Annotated in this window: 15 protein-coding genes; 8 read left to right on the plus strand and 7 right to left on the minus strand. The window is 64.4% G+C overall.

Annotated elements, in window-relative coordinates; genetic code table 11:
• Window positions 1-18 precede the first annotated feature (18 nt).
• The 3 genes from FJT57_RS12485 to glmM form a co-directional block, all read right to left on the minus strand.
• Window positions 19-2,346, minus strand: a complete 2,328-nt coding sequence (locus FJT57_RS12485; protein ID WP_144905708.1) for an oligosaccharide flippase family protein — start codon at window positions 2,344-2,346, stop codon at window positions 19-21.
• Between the two features lie 69 nt (window positions 2,347-2,415).
• Window positions 2,416-3,597: a bifunctional sugar-1-phosphate nucleotidylyltransferase/acetyltransferase gene (gene glmU / locus FJT57_RS12490; protein WP_144905710.1), complete on the minus strand. Its 1,182-nt coding sequence runs from the start codon at window positions 3,595-3,597 to the stop codon at window positions 2,416-2,418.
• 129 nt (window positions 3,598-3,726) lie between these two features.
• Window positions 3,727-5,052: a phosphoglucosamine mutase gene (glmM, locus tag FJT57_RS12495; RefSeq protein ID WP_144905712.1), complete on the minus strand. Its 1,326-nt coding sequence runs from the start codon at window positions 5,050-5,052 to the stop codon at window positions 3,727-3,729.
• Between the two features lie 167 nt (window positions 5,053-5,219).
• Between glmM and FJT57_RS12500 the strand changes: the two genes are divergently transcribed.
• The 6 genes from FJT57_RS12500 to yqeC all read left to right on the plus strand — a co-directional run bounded on the left by FJT57_RS12500 (window position 5,220) and on the right by yqeC (window position 10,554).
• On the plus strand, window positions 5,220-6,185 hold the full coding sequence (locus FJT57_RS12500) for a rhodanese-like domain-containing protein (protein WP_144905713.1): 966 nt from the start codon (window positions 5,220-5,222) through the stop codon (window positions 6,183-6,185).
• A gap of 439 nt (window positions 6,186-6,624) precedes the next feature.
• The gene (locus FJT57_RS12505; RefSeq protein ID WP_144905715.1) at window positions 6,625-6,966 is read left to right on the plus strand and encodes a hypothetical protein; all 342 of its coding nucleotides are present in this window, start codon (window positions 6,625-6,627) and stop codon (window positions 6,964-6,966) included.
• A 206-nt stretch (window positions 6,967-7,172) separates the two neighbouring features.
• The gene (locus FJT57_RS12510; protein ID WP_144905717.1) at window positions 7,173-8,204 is read left to right on the plus strand and encodes a BGTF surface domain-containing protein; all 1,032 of its coding nucleotides are present in this window, start codon (window positions 7,173-7,175) and stop codon (window positions 8,202-8,204) included.
• Between the two features lie 62 nt (window positions 8,205-8,266).
• Entirely contained in the window at window positions 8,267-9,130 is an 864-nt protein-coding gene (epsC, locus tag FJT57_RS12515; protein WP_144905719.1) for a serine O-acetyltransferase EpsC, read from the plus strand.
• A gap of 150 nt (window positions 9,131-9,280) precedes the next feature.
• Window positions 9,281-9,652, plus strand: a complete 372-nt coding sequence (locus FJT57_RS12520) for a CBS domain-containing protein (RefSeq protein WP_203229176.1) — start codon at window positions 9,281-9,283, stop codon at window positions 9,650-9,652.
• Window positions 9,653-9,795: 143 nt separating this feature from the next.
• Window positions 9,796-10,554: a selenium cofactor biosynthesis protein YqeC gene (yqeC, locus tag FJT57_RS12525; RefSeq protein ID WP_144905721.1), complete on the plus strand. Its 759-nt coding sequence runs from the start codon at window positions 9,796-9,798 to the stop codon at window positions 10,552-10,554.
• A gap of 58 nt (window positions 10,555-10,612) precedes the next feature.
• Here the strand turns inward: yqeC and mobA are convergent, their stop codons facing one another.
• Window positions 10,613-11,227 carry a molybdenum cofactor guanylyltransferase gene (gene mobA, locus FJT57_RS12530; protein ID WP_144905723.1) on the minus strand — a complete coding sequence of 205 codons (615 nt, stop codon included), beginning with the start codon at window positions 11,225-11,227 and terminating at the stop codon, window positions 10,613-10,615.
• Between the two features lie 119 nt (window positions 11,228-11,346).
• On the opposite strand from mobA, the gene FJT57_RS12535 reads away from it, so the two are divergent.
• On the plus strand, window positions 11,347-11,952 hold the full coding sequence (locus FJT57_RS12535) for a hypothetical protein (RefSeq protein ID WP_144905725.1): 606 nt from the start codon (window positions 11,347-11,349) through the stop codon (window positions 11,950-11,952).
• A 105-nt stretch (window positions 11,953-12,057) separates the two neighbouring features.
• Here FJT57_RS12535 and FJT57_RS12540 read toward each other — a convergent pair whose 3' ends face one another.
• On the minus strand, window positions 12,058-13,332 hold the full coding sequence (locus tag FJT57_RS12540) for an iron-containing alcohol dehydrogenase family protein (RefSeq protein WP_144905727.1): 1,275 nt from the start codon (window positions 13,330-13,332) through the stop codon (window positions 12,058-12,060).
• A 223-nt stretch (window positions 13,333-13,555) separates the two neighbouring features.
• Between FJT57_RS12540 and FJT57_RS12545 the strand changes: the two genes are divergently transcribed.
• On the plus strand, window positions 13,556-14,464 hold the full coding sequence (locus FJT57_RS12545) for an AEC family transporter (protein ID WP_144905729.1): 909 nt from the start codon (window positions 13,556-13,558) through the stop codon (window positions 14,462-14,464).
• 22 nt (window positions 14,465-14,486) lie between these two features.
• Here FJT57_RS12545 and FJT57_RS12550 read toward each other — a convergent pair whose 3' ends face one another.
• Both FJT57_RS12550 and FJT57_RS12555 read right to left on the minus strand, forming a co-directional pair.
• Window positions 14,487-15,320, minus strand: coding sequence for a CDP-alcohol phosphatidyltransferase family protein (locus tag FJT57_RS12550; protein ID WP_238993988.1), 834 nt, complete (start codon window positions 15,318-15,320; stop codon window positions 14,487-14,489).
• The gene (locus FJT57_RS12555) at window positions 15,313-17,355 is read right to left on the minus strand and encodes an aldo/keto reductase (RefSeq protein WP_144905731.1); all 2,043 of its coding nucleotides are present in this window, start codon (window positions 17,353-17,355) and stop codon (window positions 15,313-15,315) included. The genes FJT57_RS12550 and FJT57_RS12555 overlap by 8 nt, the downstream gene beginning before the upstream one ends.
• Window positions 17,356-17,435: the final 80 nt, after the last annotated feature.

Below are 17,435 nucleotides of genomic sequence, written 5' to 3' on the forward strand. Positions count from 1 at the left end.
TCTTCTGTAGACGACGACTCACCGAGTGACGACAACGCTGCTGAGGTGATCGCCGGGGTATCCGCCGAACAGGGTGAGGAGTTTATCGAAGGTCGATAACAACGACGTATTCGACGACGTGGTCGACGTCTCTGTAGTGCTGGCCGATGTCTCCGTGGCCGTCGTCGTTTCGGTTGTCGTTGCGGTGGTCGCTGTCGTCTCCGTCGGCGTGGCTGTCACGGTCTGAGTTGACGTGGCAGTCACGATCTGAGTCGACGTTGTCGTTTCCGTCGGAGTCGGCGTCCTCGTCTCCGTGGATGTCGAGGTCTCTGTGGGTGTGGATGTTTCCGTCACCGTCTCCGTTGGTGTGAATGTCGACGTCGCCGTCGATGTTTCCGTCGGAGTCGGCGTGGACGTCGACGTCTCCGTAGACGTGGATGGCGACGTCGCCGTTGATGTCTCCGTCGGAGTAGGCGTCTCGGTGGACGTAGACGGCTCCGTGGGAGTCGACTCCGAGACTGTCGTTGTGGTCTGCGTCGCCGTGGGGGTCGTTGCGTCAGTTGGAGCCGACGTGGGGGCAGTGGTTTCTGTGGAAGGCGATGGCGGCGGACGCGTCTCCGCCTCAGTCGGTGCGTCCGTGGCAGTTGAATCGGGAGTCTCCGTTTCCGTCGGGGTCGACTGCGGTCCGGTGGGCGTGGGAGTCATCGTGGGCTCCTCATCACCCGGAACCGGGATGTCCATTCCGCCGACGCTCGGTCCGGCCACGGCGACGACCAGTCCGGTCACAAAGAGCAGGACACCGACGATCAAGAGCAGACCTTGGACGGTGTCAACCATATCCGCCCTCACATGGAAATCGACAGTGGTCGCTTGGGTCCGTGACGCCCATCGACCGAGTGGGTCGGGGAACGACTCGAGGACCGAGAGGAGTTCAGTACCGCCGAGGGCACCGGTCAACAGCGCGAACGACACGTAGATGAAGAGCCCAACGGGCGGGACAATCGCGAGGGCGAGAACGTCGCTTTCGATGACCCGCGCGAGGTAAAAGATGGGGACGATAGAAAGCAGGATCGTGAGCAGCGTCCGGATCGGTCGAGCGTCCGAAAGCGGGTCGAACCCGATCCGACGCGCGCTCCACACGTGGAAAACGAACATCGACCCGTAACTGATGCTGGTCGCGACGGCCGCACCGTTCATCCCGTACCGGTTGATGAGAATCCAGTTGAGAACGAGATTGAGTCCGGCCGCAGCGCCGGTCGCCACGATCAGTGCCTTCAGGTCACCCTTCCCCTGTCCGATAGCGAGAAGCGGTCTCGCCACGGCGAACCCGAGTGCCCCCGGAAGCAGTAATAGGAGCGGGATCCGGCTGGCGATGTAGTGGTCCGGATAGATGAGTGGTATCGCCTGTGTTGCGAGCGCCGCGAGACCGATCGCCATCAGGGCAGTGAGAAGGAGAGTGTAGCGGGTGACCCGAGCCGCGATAGAACTGATCCGCGCTTCGTTCTCGTTCGCCCAGAGGTTCGAGGTCGATTGTAACAGCACCATTTGCAACGAAATGGGGACAAACCAGAGAAACTCCGCGAGTGTGAGTGCGATCTTGTAATACTGGGTTTGATCGCGGCCAGCGAGTGGACGAAGCATCAGGATGTCAATGTGAAATAGCGACGTGAGCAACAGGACCAACAAGATACTGAATCCGTTGAACGCGAGCATCTCTCGCCGGGGGAACTCAAGGGAGGGCACTGACAGGACGGAGAGCAGCGATACCCTCCGATGAATGAGCCAGAAGCCGATGAGCGCGACGGTGGTGCTCGCAAGGATATGACCGATGAGAACGCCGACGACACCGTATCCGAGGTACGCAAGCGAGAGACCGCTCGTCAGGAAGATCGCCTTTCCAAGCACTCTCAGCGGTTCGGATCGGGATTCCAGTCCGAATCCCATAAGCGTACGTCGGGTGTATTCTCGAAATTGAGCGGCGACGACGAGGACAGCCAATACGTAAAAGTACGTCTCGAATCGCGCACCTGCTACGATAGGTTCAATAAACCCCAATCTCGATGCACCGGCGAGGAACGCGGCACCGAGTGCAGCCAACACGACCGCGAGCCGAAAATAAAATCCCACAACGTTCTCTGCCCACTGCGGATCGTCGCGCTGTTCGGCGAGGAATTTCCTGACGCCGTCGGTTACGCCCGAACTGACGAAGATCATAAAGATAGCAAAGACGGACATCAGGAACGCGTAATCGCCGTACTCGTTGTCGAGGAGGCGTGTCAGAAGCGGAGAAGACGCGATCCCGAGGAGGAGCAAGAGCACCTTCGTACCCACCAACGAGAGAAACCCGCTGGTAATACTCCGGTCCATTATGACGCCATCTCCGGTTCGGATTGAGACTGCCCCACGAGTGACGGTGTCCGTGTTGAGGCCGCTTGATTATCTGTCACGGGAAATACGTTCGCCTGGTTCCGTCGTGGCGGTGGGAGACAGCGTGACCCCCGGTTCGAGACTCGTATTGATAGCCGTCTTTGCACCGGGGCCAGCAACCACGCCGAACTTCCGGCGGTTTGTCGAGACGCGTTCTCCCTTGACCGTGAGCTTGACCGGTTCCCCGTCGTGCCGGAGGTTAGCCACGTTCGTTCCGGCACCGAAGTTCACGTCAGGGCCGAGGAGGCTATCGCCCACGTACGAGAGATGACTCACGTTGGTATCGGTCATAATAATACTGTTTTTCACTTCGACACCGTGGCCAACGGAGACGTTGGGTCCGACGAGCGTGGCACCCCGAATGTAGGCGTTGGGACCGATGCGCGCATTCGACCGGACCAGTACCGGCCCCTCAATGATGACGCCGTCTTCGACGACCGCACCCGGTTCGACAATCACGTTGCCGTCGATTCGCGCCCGTTCGCTGATCTCTCCCTCGATCCGCCGATCGATTTCACCGAGCTTCCATTCGTTGGCCGAGAGGAGTTCCCACGGGCGGCCCACGTCGAGCCAACGATCCAATTCGACCGCGCTCACGTCGTAATTTTGAATAACGCGCGAGAGGACGTCCGTAATCTCGCGCTCACTGCGTTCGCTGGGTGGGACGTCCAGCAAGTCCCGCGCTTCAGACGGAAACACGTACGCCCCCGCGTTGATGAGCGTCGATTCGGGGTTATCCGGTTTTTCCTCGATTTCCATCACACGATCACCCTCGGTCGTCAAGACGCCGTACTGCGACGGGTTATCCCGATGGACGCACGCGACGCTCGGCCCCGACTCGAACAGTGCGCTCACGTCGGTCGCCTCGTAGAGGTTGTCGCCGTTGAGGACGGCAAAGTCCCCTTCGAGATGCGTCACAGCGGCGTGGACCGCATCCGCAGTGCCAGCCTGTTCTTCTTGGATGGCGTACTCGACCGGGGTCCCTCGGAACGACGCTCCGAAATAGTCTCGGACGGCGTCTGCCTCGTATCCGACGACGAAGATCAGCTCATCGACACCGGCGTCGACCGCCGCCGAAGCGACGTGGGCAGCGATCGGTCGGCCAGCGACTGGGAGCATCGGTTTCGGAAGCGAGTCGGACAGCGGCCGAATTCTCGTTCCTTCGCCAGCGGCGAGGATGACTGCTTGCATTACCCTCCTCTCCCACCCGAGCGGGTATTATTATACGGCTGATAATGCGACCGACACTGCACAGTCCGTCGATGTTCCGCGGTCCCCCGATATACATTCACGGAGCACAGTCACATAACGCACCCCCTCTCAGTCAGATTGTGATATCGAAGGTGTGATAAGTTCCCTCGCGCGCTCGAGCAGTTCGTCCGCGCGGCCGGGATCATCCGCCTCAGCAGTGAGACGAACGAGGGGCTGCGTCCCGCTCGCACGTATCAGAAACCAGCCGTCGCCGACGGGCACCCGTATCCCGTCAGTCGCCTCGATCCCATCGTAAGATTTCGATGCCCGTCGGTGGACCTCTTCGATCACGGCCGCACTATCGTCGCAGGAGAGGTTCGTACGCCGGGTAACGTACCCGCCGATTCCGTCGAGTTGTCCTGCAAGCGACCCGCGCTCATCGACCAGGTTGACGAGTCGGCAGGCGGCTAACGGACCGTCTGGACAGAGGGTCTCCTCGGGCCATATCCACGCGCCGCTCGGTTCGCCACCGAAGACGACGTCTCTGTCCGTCGCTCGCTCAGCCACGAATACGTCTCCGACTTTCGTTCGAACGACCGATGCGCCGACCGACGCGAGCGCGTCGTCGACTGCGAGACTGGTGTTGAGCGGCGCCGCGACGGTATCACCGGCGGTTGCAACCGATCGAGCGAAGAGGGCAAGCAGGTGATCACCCATCACGAAATCTCCGTGTTCGTCGACCGCCACTAACCGATCGGCGTCACCGTCGTGGGCGACGCCCAAGTCGGCGTCGCTCGTCGCAACGAACTGACGCAGAGCGCGACAGTTCTGAGCGGTCGGTTCGCTGGGGCGAGCGGGGAAGCTGCCGTCAGGCACGGCGTTCAGCGTCGATACCGTTGCGCCGAGTTCGCGCAGCGCCGTGGCCGTAACGACCCCCGCACCGTTACCGATATCGACAGCGACGTGAACATCATCGACCGCAGAACAGGCGTCTCGAAGCGCCGCAACGTGTCGCTCGTTCCGCTCCTCCCAGTAGCGGGTTGTCCCGACATCGGCCGCAGACGCGAATGAATACGCCTCGTTCTCGATCGTATCGGCGATTACGGTACGCTGATCGGCGTCGAAGGCCTGTCCCGAGGGATTCCACAATTTGAGCCCGTTATCTTTCGGGGGATTGTGCGACGCCGTGATCACAACGCCCGCGTCAGCGTCGAGCCAACCGACACTGCGAGCGACCGTCGGCGTCGCCGCGATCCCAACGTCAACGACATCGGCACCGCATTCACACAGACCCGCCGAAAGCGCGTTAACGAGCATCTCGCCGCTCTCGCGCGTGTCTCGTCCGACGACGATCCGACGGTAACCGACAGACGCGAGTGCTCGACCCATCGACAGCGCGAGATCAGCAGTAACGTCACTCCCAACTTCGCCTCGAACGCCGCTCGTTCCGAACATAGTCGTACAACCCAGACCGATATCCTAACTATAGGGATGCTAACCCACCTGTCTTGCTGGACGAGACTGCCGTACCGGGCGGTTTTCCCCGCCAACACTATCGCGGACAGCCCAACCAGTGCTTAAGTACGCTATAATAAATGGGTCGCCGACGCTAGGGGACTGTGATGATAGATCGACCGCTGTCTCGACGGCGAGCCATCAAGAGTATCGGCGCGGCCGCGCTTGTGGGTGTTGCCGGTTGTTCGAGCGATAGCGATCAGACGGACACCGAGTCGTCGACTAGTACCGAAACGCCGACGGCGACGAGAACAGAGACCGCCACGTCCACACAGAGTGATTCGTTAGGCCTCGACGGGCCGCGACACGGGGACGATCTGCCAGCAGACCCGGACCCAACCAACGGATACCCGCCGGAGTTCGAGGTGGTTCCCGAGGAACGGTCCATCGATACCGCGGAGTTCGAGACACTGACGCGGGGGGACTTCGAGGTAAAACTCGTCCCAACGGACGTCGCGTATTACTGGTACGCTCGGGGAGAGGCCCGGTTCGCCGACACCCGCAGCGAATCCGAATTCGAGGTCTCGCACATCTTTGGCGCCGTGCTCAGTCCAGCAGGGGATGGTATCGACCTCCCCGACGATCCGGTGCTCGAATGGCCGACAGACGACCGAATCGTGACCTACTGCGACTGTCCACACCACCTCTCATCCCTTCGAGCAGCTTCACTAATGAATCGCGGGTACGAACGGGTGTATGCCCTGGATGAGGGGTTCGGTGCGTGGCGCGAACACAACTTCCCACTCGCGGGGACGGACGCGGGACGCACCCCGCCCACCAGAACGATCACCGGCACGGTTCCGACCCAGTATGAAGGCGAGACGGCGTGGGCGTTCCACACCGAATCGAACCAACGTGAGGCAACCGAAATCACGTCCGATGGGAGCTATACGCTCGAATTCCGGTTCGTAGATGTCACTGCAGAATCGACGATACGCGTCGAGACGCCCGCCTATGAGGTGACCGCGCCGCTAGGTGACCTGACGAATGGCACTGTGACGTCGGACGGAACGGTCTCCGCCTCCGGCGGAACGACAAACACGACCAACACCGCAAACACTAGCACGAGGTAGTGGCGACGAGCGCCGAAACAGTCAATTGGGCCCGCTGACGCGTCACAAAATGACGTTAGACAGGTGTTAATCGACACTATATCTGTAGTAATCGGTAGTCGGATTTCCGATCGTGGAATTACAGATATATATGTGTAATGTGAATTGTGTGAAGTGAACCCGCTACCGATCGCAACGGTGCTATGCATATAGTGATCAGCGGGGAACGACGGTAACCGATTCGCGAGGATCACCGAGTGAAACGGAACAGACCAGCGCCGAAACGCTACTAGTGTGATAGCACCGCGGACAGCAGAGGGAGTAAACGAACAAAATCGAGGATGCGAACGTTCCACATAGAGATAATTTCTGCACTAATTTAGTGGGTTATACTCCGGACAAGTTTTCAAATAATAGACCCAATATATTTATTGGATTAGTGTTAATTAGTGGAATAACGATGGCAAACTACGAAGTAATCGAACGCGTCGTCGTCGATCGGTGGGGTGACGGAGAGGGGCGTGCCGAAGTCCAGGCGGTCAGAATCGAGGACACAGACAGGTATGAGGTGCGCGTCTGTTACTTCCGAGATAATGGTCAGTTCGGACAGTCCGCCCCGACCGTGAGTCCGGACGAGGAAACAGTCGAGCGCGTCAGTGAGGGGATCGAAGAGATGGCGAAGATCGCTCGTACGAAGGAACGCGAGCACCGGTTGGCCGAGATCGACACTCTCGTGGAAGATGTCGGTCTCGACCGGGCAAAGCAGATTCTCGAGGAAGCGGCGGACGAGGAAACGCAGTAGCTCATATCGGATGAGTAGCGGGAGACACTCCGGTAGCGTAAAGCGCTCTTGAAGCAATCGGGCGTTCTTAGGTATCGGCTGCACACCGGAGACGTGTATGCCCTCCACGGCCATATCGAAAATCGACGCTGACGGGAACAGATCGCGCGACCGTGACGACAAACAGATCCCAGGAACCACGCCGAATCGAACGACGGGGGCGCACAATGAGTAACAGAACCCGATCGAGATCACTCATTCTCGTGGGGGTCCTCCTGATCGCCGCGCTGTCACCCGCGGTACTGGCCGGTCCGGTCGCCGCAGATCCCAGTGTGAGCGTCGACTACGACGGGGACGGGGTGACGGTGGCGAACGGGACCTCCCAAGTGGTGAGCGGAACGGCCGACGCGCCGGTCGGGACCGAGATCATCGTCCGAGTGCGATCAACGGGCGAAACGGAGCCGGTGTTTCTCAAGAGCGCAACGGGAGTCGTGACCGAGAACAGCACGTGGGCCGTGACGTTCGACTTTGAGCCCCATCGCGCGAACGACACGTTCCAGTTGACCGCCCGGTTCGAGAACGGCTCCGCCGAGACCGAAGCCGACGGGGAGGTAGTCGCCTGCGGCGAGGAGTGTGGAGAGACACCACCGAGCGGAACGCCGACACCGATTCCGGAACAGACCCAGAGCCCGACGCCGACCGACGGGCCGTCGGCACCGGTGACGTTCGAGGAGAACATCTTCGTCGTCGACCGCGGCGGCGTCGCCGCGATTCCGATCGCCTTCGAGTCGGACCAGGGGGAGCGTGTCGACGAGGCGGTCGTCGTCCTCGGAAACGAGAGCCAGTCGAACTACGAACTCGAAGCGGTCGTGCGCGACGATGACGACGACGGACAGGCCGTCCTCTACGTCGACACCTCCTTGGCCGGACGGAGCGACGAGACGCTGAGCACCTCCGGCGGCGATGGCGTGCGAGTCGTTTCGGAGACGTCGCTCGATTCGATGATCGATCCCGCCGATTACGACGTCTCGCTGTACGCGGGCAGCGAACGGGCCGAGGAACCCACCGACGTCGGGAGTTTGGTCGTCCAGACGCAACCGACGCGAACGGCGACGGTGACGACGTCCTCCGGCGTCGAAACCGGCGACAGTTCGGGGATCGACGGGTTCGGTCTCGGGCCCGTCGCCGTCGGGGGCGTCGTCAGCGGCGCGTTCATCGTCGGTGGTGCGCTCCTCGCGGCGTTGCTACTACGGGGGTAATCGAGGGGGCCGGTCCGAACTGTGAACGCTACTATAATACGGCGGTAGCGAGAAGGCGGGGTATGAACTTTCGATACGCCGGGGACGCCCACGAGCGGCTCTTCGACTCGTATCAGAACGACTCGGACCCGTTTCCGACCAGCGTGACCGCGTGCTTCCCGGACCGGGAGCACCGCCGCGAGGAGGTCGCGATCCTTCAGGAACTGTTCTTCCCGACGTGTTGGAACGCGCCGGAGCTCGTCCGCGACGAACTTGCCGTGTTGGACCGCCTCGACGATCTCGGGAGCTTGTTCAAGGCGGGGATCTGCCCGTACACAGACAGTCGTCCGGACGAAACGGTCGCGGCGGTCCTCGACAGCCTCCCGCACGTTCGCTCGCTCCTCAAGCGCGACCTGGAGGCCGCCTACAAGGGCGACCCCGCGGCGAAGACGTATATGGAGATCGTTCGCTCGTACCCCGGCTTCCTGGCGATCGCGGTTCAGCGCGTCGCCCACGTGCTCTACGGCATCGGCGCGGCCGAGTACGCCAGAGAGCTCACCGAATACGCGAAGACCCAGACGGGCATCGACATCCACCCGGGCGCGGAGATCGGCGAACACTTCTTCATCGACCACGGGACCGGCGTCGTCATCGGCGAGACGGCGACCGTCGGCGAGTGGGTCCGGCTCTATCAGGACGTTACGCTCGGCGCGCTCCACTTCGAGGAGGAGGAGGGCGACGAACACGCGCTGAAGAAGGACTACAAGCGACACCCGGATATCGGCGACCACGTCGTGATCGGTGCCGGAACGAAGGTGTTGGGAGCGGTGACCGTCGGCGATCACGTCAGCATCGGCGCGAACTCCTGGATCACCGAGAACATCCCGGATCACACGAAGGTGTTCGTCAAGGACCACCCGACGCAGGAGCGAAAGCGGTACGAGTAGCGCGGCGGGTGGGCAGGCGTAGAATCGAGCGGGGGAACGGAGAGCTGTGCAATCGAGAGCGGAGAGGTGGAGGACGGAGAGAGCGGAGAGGTGGAGGACGGAGAGAGCGATGACGAAACACCGAAGCCGCTCCACCGTGTCGACTCCTCTATGTCAAGTAAATCGACGCTCGTGAGAGATGTAATGTCGACGCCGCTCGTGACGATCAGTCCTGACGCGACGTTGGTCGAGGCGGCCACGCGGATGCGCAGCGAAAACGTCGGCGCGCTCTTGGTTCCCAGCACCGAGTTGGCGATTCTCACAAGCACCGACATCCTGGATGCGATCGCCGCCGATCGCGACCCGGCGGGGACGACAGTGGCCGACGTGATGACCGAATCCGTCGAGACGGTGACTCCCGAGCTTCGACTCACCGAGGCCGCGGCGATGATGGAGAACTTCGGGATCAGTCACCTCCCGGTCGTCGACGACGACCTCGTCGGGATGGTCTCCTCGACGGATATCACGGCACAGCTATCCTAACTGACGTCGATAAGAGCCCTCCATAACGGTGGGAGCACGATCCACGTTCCCACGAAGGCGCACGAGCACGTCCTCACGGAGGCAGGTTATCGCGTTCCCGACGGAAGCGCACGATTCAATTACCACGCGCTCGTCCACGCCATATGGACATCGTCGCTGCACTGGAGGCCGAGAGCGGGACGACCTGCGTCGTCGGCGCTGGCGGCAAGAAGACGACGCTCGCCGCGCTCGCGTCTCGCCTAGACCGTGCGGTCGTCACCGCGACCGTCCGTATCCCGATCTTCGACGACTGGGTCGACCGAGTCGTGGTGACGGACGATCCGGTCGGCGTCCTCGACGGAGTCACCGCCGACAGTTTCGAGCGAGACCGCGGGTCGGACGGCGCCGGTTGGCCGCTCGGGCTGGTCCCGGAGCGCGAACGCGACGACCGATACCGCGGCTACGAACCGGCGACCGTCGACGCGCTCGCAGGTTTCGACGTCCCCGTGCTCGTGAAGGCCGATGGGGCCCGGATGCGGCGGTTCAAAGCGCCCGCCGAGAAGGAGCCGCAGCTCCCGACAACAGCGGACACGGTGGTGTCGATCGCGAGCGTTCACGTCGTGGGCGAACCGCTCTCGGCGTCGCTCGTGCATCGGGTCGACCAGGTGTCTGAGATCACCGGACTGTCGGAAGGCGAGGAGATTTCGGCCGCGGACGTCGCCAGAGTGCTGGCGAGCGACCGCGGCGGGATGAAGGACGTGCCCGACGGAGCGACCGCGATCCCGCTGCTCAATATGGTCGACGACGGCGACCTCGAAGAGACGGCCCGGGAGATCGCCGCAGAGATCCACGACCGTGCCGACGTGCCGCGCGTCGTCCTCGCGGAGATGCGCGCCGAGGATCCACTCGTCGACGTCGTCTAAGTAGGAATCACCCCGCGTCCTTCGAATCCGGTTCGCCCGATCCACTCATTCCAAGGTATCACTCGGCCTCGAACCGCCGCTTCGCCGCTTCGAACTCCTCGGGCGTGTTGACGTTCTCGAACGTGTCGAGGGAGCCGACGGATTCGATCTCGTCGGCGTCGACGACGACTTCGTCGAGGTCGTCCAGGGGTGCGACGATCCGACTCGCCCCGCGGTCGAGCGCCCGGCGGCAGGCGCGCGACATCGGCTCGGTCCGATAGACGGCCTGCGTCGTCTGAAACCACTCATCGAGCCGCGGGACCGCGGCGTCGTGGTCCCGAGCGCGCTCGAAGAGGAGATCGACCACCTCGGGATCGACGAAGGGCATATCGCAGGCGACGACGAGGGTGTACTCGGCCGATACCGCTTCCAATCCGCGAGCGATCCCGGCCATCGGCCCCGCGTCCGGGTCGCGATCGACAGCGAACGCGGGCTCGAAATCGAGGCCCGCGAGCGCGGTCTCGATGGCGTCGACCTGGTCGGCTCGGCAGTTGATCACTACCTCGTCGACGACGGGTGCCAGCCGATCGACGACGCGGCGGATCATCGGCATCCCACCGAGGTCAGCGACGGCCTTGTCGCGGTCGCCGAACCGGGTCGACCGTCCGCCAGCGAGAACGAGGGCTGCGCGCATACGCCGTGATAGGTGGACTGGGTAAAACAACGCACCGATCGAGAGTCTGTTAGAACCGATGTGCCGACCGCACCGTCACAGCGGAGCGCATATATCCCGTGAGGCAGTCCATCGAAGCGATGCGGGAGGACGAACTGGCGACGGCCGCGGTCGAACACTTCGAGGCGGCCTTCGAATCCCCGGAGATCCACCTCGAAGAGCCGTACGACCACTACGGGAACAGGGGCGCGGTCGACCTGTACGTCCGAACCCGGCCCCCGGAGCGAGTCGAGTACGTGGTCGAACTCAAGGCCGACCCCGCCGTGCGGATGGCGGGCGGCGCGAACGAAATCCTTCGCCAGTACCGCCGGATGGAGCGGTACTTCTACGAGGACGACGAGCACGCGCTTCGGAAACGCCTCGGTAGGGAAGCGCCCGCAATCAACCTGCTGTTACTGTTCGCACCCACGACGCGGTGCGTCGAACACGTTTACGAGTACCGGCGGCTCTACGGGTCGATCGACGCCGATCTAACGATCGACGGGGTGGCCGCGGCCCGGAAGGTCGCGTTCCTGGTCAACCTCGATGAGGCCGCCTCCGGCGGACTCGGCTTCCTCTCAGTCAACGGCGAGGTGACGATCGGCACCGTGCGGTTCGCCGAGGCCGTGCCCGACGGCTCGCGGCTGGCCGAAGCGCTCGACGCCGCAGAAATCCCAGATCCGGGAGAGCGTCCCGATCCCGGCTAACCGCCGATCCGGGAGAACAGTAGCCCTCGACGCGGCGCGAAAGCGGTTCGATCGGTTCGAGACCCGCCACGCTCGACACAGGTGCCGGTGACGCCGACGGCTCGCTCACCACGCGCGGTCGAGTATCGAACGGATCTCGTCGATCCCCGGATCGACACCGTCGGGCGCGACGTCCAGAAGGCGGTCCTCGGAGATCGCCGAGGCGACGTCGTCGAGGTCGGACCGCTCGATGCCGTCGATGTCGCGAAGTCGACTCGGGAGACCCAGATCGTCTCGAACGTCCTCGACGGAGTCGATCACCGCCGCGGCGACAGCGTCGTCGGAGCCGTCGCCCATCGGACAACCGAGCGCCTCGGCGAGGAGACGGCGGCGGCCGTCGACCGCATCAAATACGTACCGGAGGACGTGCGGGGCGACGACGCCGTGGACGGTGCCCTGGTGCACGTCGAAGCCGTGGGAGAAGCCGTGGCCGAAGGCGTGGATAATCGACGCCCGGTAGCCGTCCCCACCAGCCAGCCCGTACTGGACGTTCACGATGCCGGAAAGCACGTCAGCGAGTCGTTCGTCGTCCATCGGGTCCTCGCGAATCGTTCCGACCCCTCCAACGAGCAGCCGCAGGCCGCGCGCGGCGGTCCCGTCGGTGATCGGCGTCGCGTGCGGTGAGTAGAGCATCTCGACGCCCTTGTCGAAGCCGTTCATCGCCGAGGCGGCAAGGACCGCGGAGGGCGTCGTCCGATACAGGTCCGCGTCGTAGAACAGCGCCTCCGGCATCAAGCGAGGGTCGCCGACGCCGCCGCTTTCGGGATTCCCCTCACCATCAGAGGCGTTGCGGGGAGCCGCCGCACCCGCAGACGCGTCGGCACCGTCGGGTAGGTCGCGGTCGAGGGTGAGCGTCACGCCCGCGATATCGGAAAGGTCCGCTCCCGCGAGCGTCGTGGGCACGGCGACGATGGGAAGCGGGTCGCCGTGCGGAGCCACCGAGAGTTCACCGGTGTCGACGGCCCGCTTTGCGACGTCCTCGGTCGACTGTCCGTGCGAGGAGAGCGCGGAGAGGGCTTTCGCCGTGTCGAGCGTGCTTCCGCCGCCGACAGCGACGACGACGTCCACGTCGTGCTCGCGCGCCAGACGAAGCCCCGCGAGCGCGGTTCCGAGCGTCTTCGCCGGAGTGGTTTCGGGGAACTCCGCGGCGAGACGGTCGCCGAGTCCGGATCGAATCGGATCGACGACCGCGGGGGTGGTGCCGACAGTCCGGCCGCTCAGTAGCATCGCCCGCTCGTGGTCGCGGCGTTCGAGTTCGTCGCCGAGACCGGCGACACAGCCAGCGCCGACGACGATCGTTCCGGGGTGGAAATCGAAGGTGAATCCCTCGGTCGCGTTCATCGGGTTGTGTTGGGAGGGGACGCGGAAAGGTCTATCCCGTTCTCGGTCCGACAGTGACGCGTTCCGCGGCGAGGGAGGAAGATAGGCCGGGCAAACCCATTGGGCCGCGCAAGTATGATGCGCCACGCGAATCCAATCGGCCGGGCAAGGGCGGTGACCACGCAAAGCCACTGAGCCATCCAAACCCGATCAACGTAAGGGGGAGGGTAGAGACCACAGTCGTATGGAGGTTCTCGGCCGACTGCTCGGACTGCTCGTCCTTCTCTTGGTCGGGACCGGGCTGCGCTTCTCCGGCGCGCTCGACGAACGGCGGACGCAGCTACTCAACACGCTGGCGTACTACGTCGCCCTCCCCGCGCTCATCTTCGTCTCGACGTACGATCAGGCGATCGGCGAGTTGCTCACCGGGGAACTGCTCGTCGGCCTGCTGGCTGCGGTCTTCGGGACAGTCGGCGTCGCGTGGCTCATTCATCGCGGCGCCGAGGAACGGGGTCGCCGGAGCGTCGCCATCATACAGTCGTACCACTCGAACCTGGGCTATCTGGGACTACCGCTCGTGGCGGCGACGTTCGACGCGCGGGTGACCGCCATCGCGAGCGTCGTCCTCGGCGTGGTGTCGCTGACGCAGGTCCCGCTCACGATCGTCATTCTCACGGCGATCAACGAGGCGGACGCCTCGATCGGCGAGGAGGTTCGACGCCTCGCGCGCAACCCCGTGCTCGCGACGCTCATCGCCGGACTGACAATCGGATCGCTCGGACTGCCGGTACCGGGGCCGGTCACGGCCGGACTCGACGTCCTCGGGACCCTCGCCCTCCCGATCGCGCTGCTGTGCGTCGGCGCGTCGCTCCAGGTCGACCTCCCGAGCGTCGACGTCGTTTCCACCGGAGCGGTCGTCGCCGTGAAAATCGTCTGTATGCCGCTTTTCGGCTGGATTGCCCTCTCGCTCCTGGAGGTCGACGCCGCGACGTTCACCGCGTCGATCGTAATGCTCGGAACGCCGACTGCGGTCTCGACGTACGTGTTCGCAAGCGAACTCGGTGGCGACGAGGAGTTCGCATCGCTGAACGTCTTTCTCACCACGCTCGCCTCGATCGCGACGCTGTTCGTTCTCATCCGCGCCGTCGGGTAGGCGGTTGTGCGACCCGAGTGCTTCACGTCGATTCACTCGGCGCATACCAGCCAGCGACGACCAGATAGTCGCGGAGGAACACCGCGAGCGACGGCGCGAGGACGACCGCGGCGAGCACGCGGAGCACTCCGGGACCCAGAAGCGGCGCGAGCGCGAGCGTGATAAATCCCATCTGCACCCCCGCGAGCGGGCGGCGGACGAGACTGTCCGGCAGGTCGTAGACGGGTTTTCCGCGGCGGCGGCGAACTCCGCGGCCGAACCTGAACAGGTACCGTGCGGCCGACAGCGAGAGATACCAGATCGGCAGGTGTCCCCACAGGACCGCAACCACCGGAGCGACCAGGAATCCGGTCGTATCGAACGCCATATCCAGTTTCGCGCCGAGGACGGTTCGGCGATCGAGCCGCCGGGCGAGAAACCCGTCGACAGCGTCCAGGGCGCACCCCGCACCGTAGAGAGCAGCGGGGATCCACGCGATTTCCGGACGTGGAGCGAGCGCAGCGAATCCGGCCAGCGCGGCGAACAGGACGCCGCGGACGAGCGTCACGTGGTTCGGAACGCCGAGCGTTCGATACGTGCCACCTGCCGGTTCCGACAGTGGGCGGTTTGCGCCGAGGTATCGGAAGCAGAACCACAGCTCGAAGGCCCCGACTGAGAGAGCGGGGAGCAGCCATCGAATCGCGATCTCCGAGAGCGGGTCGGTTCGAAGGATTGGGGCGGGACCCGACTCCAGCGTCGACGCGTCGGCAAGGATCGCGAGCAAGGCGGCACCGCCGACGAGGAGGAGAGAAACGCTCGTCGCGACCGCGGCCCACTCCCGTCGGAGCGCCGTCGAGGCCGTCGGCTCGTCAGTCACGGTCGAACTCCGGGTCTTCGAGCGTCGCGAGTCGCCGACGATCGTCCGGCGTCAACCGAACCCGTGCGGCCGCGAGGTTCGCAACGAGGTGTGCGGGATCGTTGCTCGCGGGGATGGGAACGACGCCGCGGTCGACGTGGAACGCGAGCGCGACTGCCGCTGGTGAAACGTCGTGGCCGTCGGCGACGGCGCACAGCGCGTCTTCGGTGAGGAGCCCGGGGGCCGACAGCGGAGAGTGCGCGAGCACTCGAACGCCGCGCGCGTGACACCACTCGACGATCTCGGCCCGCGGCAGGTACGGGTGCGACTCGATCTGGACGATCGCCGGGGGGACACGGGCCGTCTCAGCAAGTCGCTCCAGGTGGGAGAGCGACACGTTACAGGCGCCGAGCGTCCGAGCGAGCCCTCGGTCGTGGAGTTCTTCGAGGCGTCTCCACGTCTCTTCCAGCGATACGTTCGCGGTCGCCGGATCGCCGCTGTCGTCGGTCGGGAAGGTGCGCTCCTCCTGTTTCTCCACCGGTTCGGACGCCAAGTCGCGAAGCGGTCCCTGATAGGCCCACGCGTCGGGCCAGTGAAGCAGATAGGAGTCGAAGGCGTCGACGCCGAGTTCGTCGAGGCTGCCCCGACAGGCCTCCTCGACGTGTTCGTGGTTCGTGTTCCAGACCTTGCCGATGAGAAACAGGCCCTCCCGGTCGGGCGATCCGGGCGCGTCGAGGAGGTTCCCGATTCGCGTCTCGTTGCCGTACAGTTCCGCCGAATCGAACAGCCGATACCCCGCGTCGAGCGCCGTCGCGATCGAGTCGATCCGGTCGACGTACTCGCCGTCGCGGTACCGCGAGCAGCCGAAGCCGACGCTCGGAAGTCGAATCGCGGCGTCGCGGAGGGTTTGGGATGCAGATCGGTTGGAGATGGGATCTCCTTCCTCAGCGCCGCCCGTCGACGGGTTCGTTGACGCGTCTCGCGTCGGCGGGCGAATCGGCGGGCAGGATCGGTCACCGACGGCGAGCAATCCCGCGTCAGAGTCCTCCACGTCGACACGCGAGCCATCGGCTGCGGCCCGCTCGATGGCGTTACAGACGGCGACGACGTGCGCGGCCCGTCGAGCACCCCGGATCGGTGCGTTCCCGTCCCCGATCGCGGCCGCGAGTCGCTCGGGTCCGAATATGTACGGGCGCGTCCGTTCGGGCTGGGGGTGGGGGGCCGCCACGTAGGGCCGACCCGCGCCGCCGACGGAGACAGTTTCCCGCTTGGCAGCGAGCGCCCCGGTGTCAGCGAGGTACAGCGATCCGTCGTCGCCGTGCAGTTCGAGGCTGTTGAACTCCCGACTCCGGTGCGGCGCGTAGAGGCTCGCCGTGAGTCGGACGACCGGACCGGCTCGGAACTCGATCATCGACTCGATGTGAGGCACTCGGCCGGGAGTGCGATCCTCGCGGTCGGGCCAGACGTCGAGCGCGTCGGCGACCCTGACCGCGTCGACCGGGCCGAACCAGGAGACGAGAAGCGAGAGGGGGTAGACCGCGCCGTCGTAGAGCGGCCCCACGTCGAGGAACGAGTCGGGATCGTCGTGCCACTCAGTCACCCGTCCCACGTGCGCGTGCGCGTAACCGAGCCGGATCGGCCCGAAGCGGCCGTCCGTCAGGAAATCGCGCGCGTGTCGCTGGGCGTCGCAGGCGTGGTTGATCGGCGCGCAGCCGAGGGCGAGCCCCCGTCGGTCGGCTGTCGCGACGAGTTCGCGCGCCTTAGTCGCGTCGAGTGCGAGCGGCTTCTCGGTGAACACGTGGCGATCGGCGTCGAGACAGGCCGCGGTGACGTCGGCGTGGGCGGCGTGGCTCGTGAGGTTCACGAGCAGGGGAGCCGATTCGGCGGCAAGCAGGTCGTCGAGGTCCGAGTACGCCGTCGCTCCGGCGGCCGCCGCCAACTGCCCGGCCCGGTCGGCGTCGAGGTCGCAGACGGCGGTCAGCGAGAGCGACGACTCTTCGAGGCCCGACGCGTACTTGCGTGCGACAGCGCCCGCACCGACGAACGCACACTTCATCAGCGGTCGTTCGATGGGCGGGGGCAAAAGTGCGCTGGCGGATACGCGGCGCTGTGGACGCGATGATAGCCAACGGAATC

This window comes from Halobellus captivus, assembly GCF_007655485.1.
Taxonomy (GTDB): Archaea; Halobacteriota; Halobacteria; order Halobacteriales; family Haloferacaceae; genus Haloquadratum; species Haloquadratum captivum.

Excerpts from the sequence above, each read along its gene's own strand:
- FJT57_RS12485 (WP_144905708.1), bottom strand. The coding sequence starts at position 2,346 with ATGGACCGGAGTATTACCAGCGGGTTTCTCTCGTTGGTGGGTACGAAG.
- glmU (WP_144905710.1), bottom strand. The coding sequence starts at position 3,597 with ATGCAAGCAGTCATCCTCGCCGCTGGCGAAGGAACGAGAATTCGGCCG.
- glmM (WP_144905712.1), bottom strand. The coding sequence starts at position 5,052 with ATGTTCGGAACGAGCGGCGTTCGAGGCGAAGTTGGGAGTGACGTTACT.
- FJT57_RS12500 (WP_144905713.1), top strand. The coding sequence starts at position 5,220 with ATGATAGATCGACCGCTGTCTCGACGGCGAGCCATCAAGAGTATCGGC.
- FJT57_RS12505 (WP_144905715.1), top strand. The coding sequence starts at position 6,625 with ATGGCAAACTACGAAGTAATCGAACGCGTCGTCGTCGATCGGTGGGGT.
- FJT57_RS12510 (WP_144905717.1), top strand. The coding sequence starts at position 7,173 with ATGAGTAACAGAACCCGATCGAGATCACTCATTCTCGTGGGGGTCCTC.
- epsC (WP_144905719.1), top strand. The coding sequence starts at position 8,267 with ATGAACTTTCGATACGCCGGGGACGCCCACGAGCGGCTCTTCGACTCG.
- FJT57_RS12520 (WP_203229176.1), top strand. The coding sequence starts at position 9,281 with ATGTCAAGTAAATCGACGCTCGTGAGAGATGTAATGTCGACGCCGCTC.
- yqeC (WP_144905721.1), top strand. The coding sequence starts at position 9,796 with ATGGACATCGTCGCTGCACTGGAGGCCGAGAGCGGGACGACCTGCGTC.
- mobA (WP_144905723.1), bottom strand. The coding sequence starts at position 11,227 with ATGCGCGCAGCCCTCGTTCTCGCTGGCGGACGGTCGACCCGGTTCGGC.
- FJT57_RS12535 (WP_144905725.1), top strand. The coding sequence starts at position 11,347 with ATGCGGGAGGACGAACTGGCGACGGCCGCGGTCGAACACTTCGAGGCG.
- FJT57_RS12540 (WP_144905727.1), bottom strand. The coding sequence starts at position 13,332 with ATGAACGCGACCGAGGGATTCACCTTCGATTTCCACCCCGGAACGATC.
- FJT57_RS12545 (WP_144905729.1), top strand. The coding sequence starts at position 13,556 with ATGGAGGTTCTCGGCCGACTGCTCGGACTGCTCGTCCTTCTCTTGGTC.
- FJT57_RS12555 (WP_144905731.1), bottom strand. The coding sequence starts at position 17,355 with ATGAAGTGTGCGTTCGTCGGTGCGGGCGCTGTCGCACGCAAGTACGCG.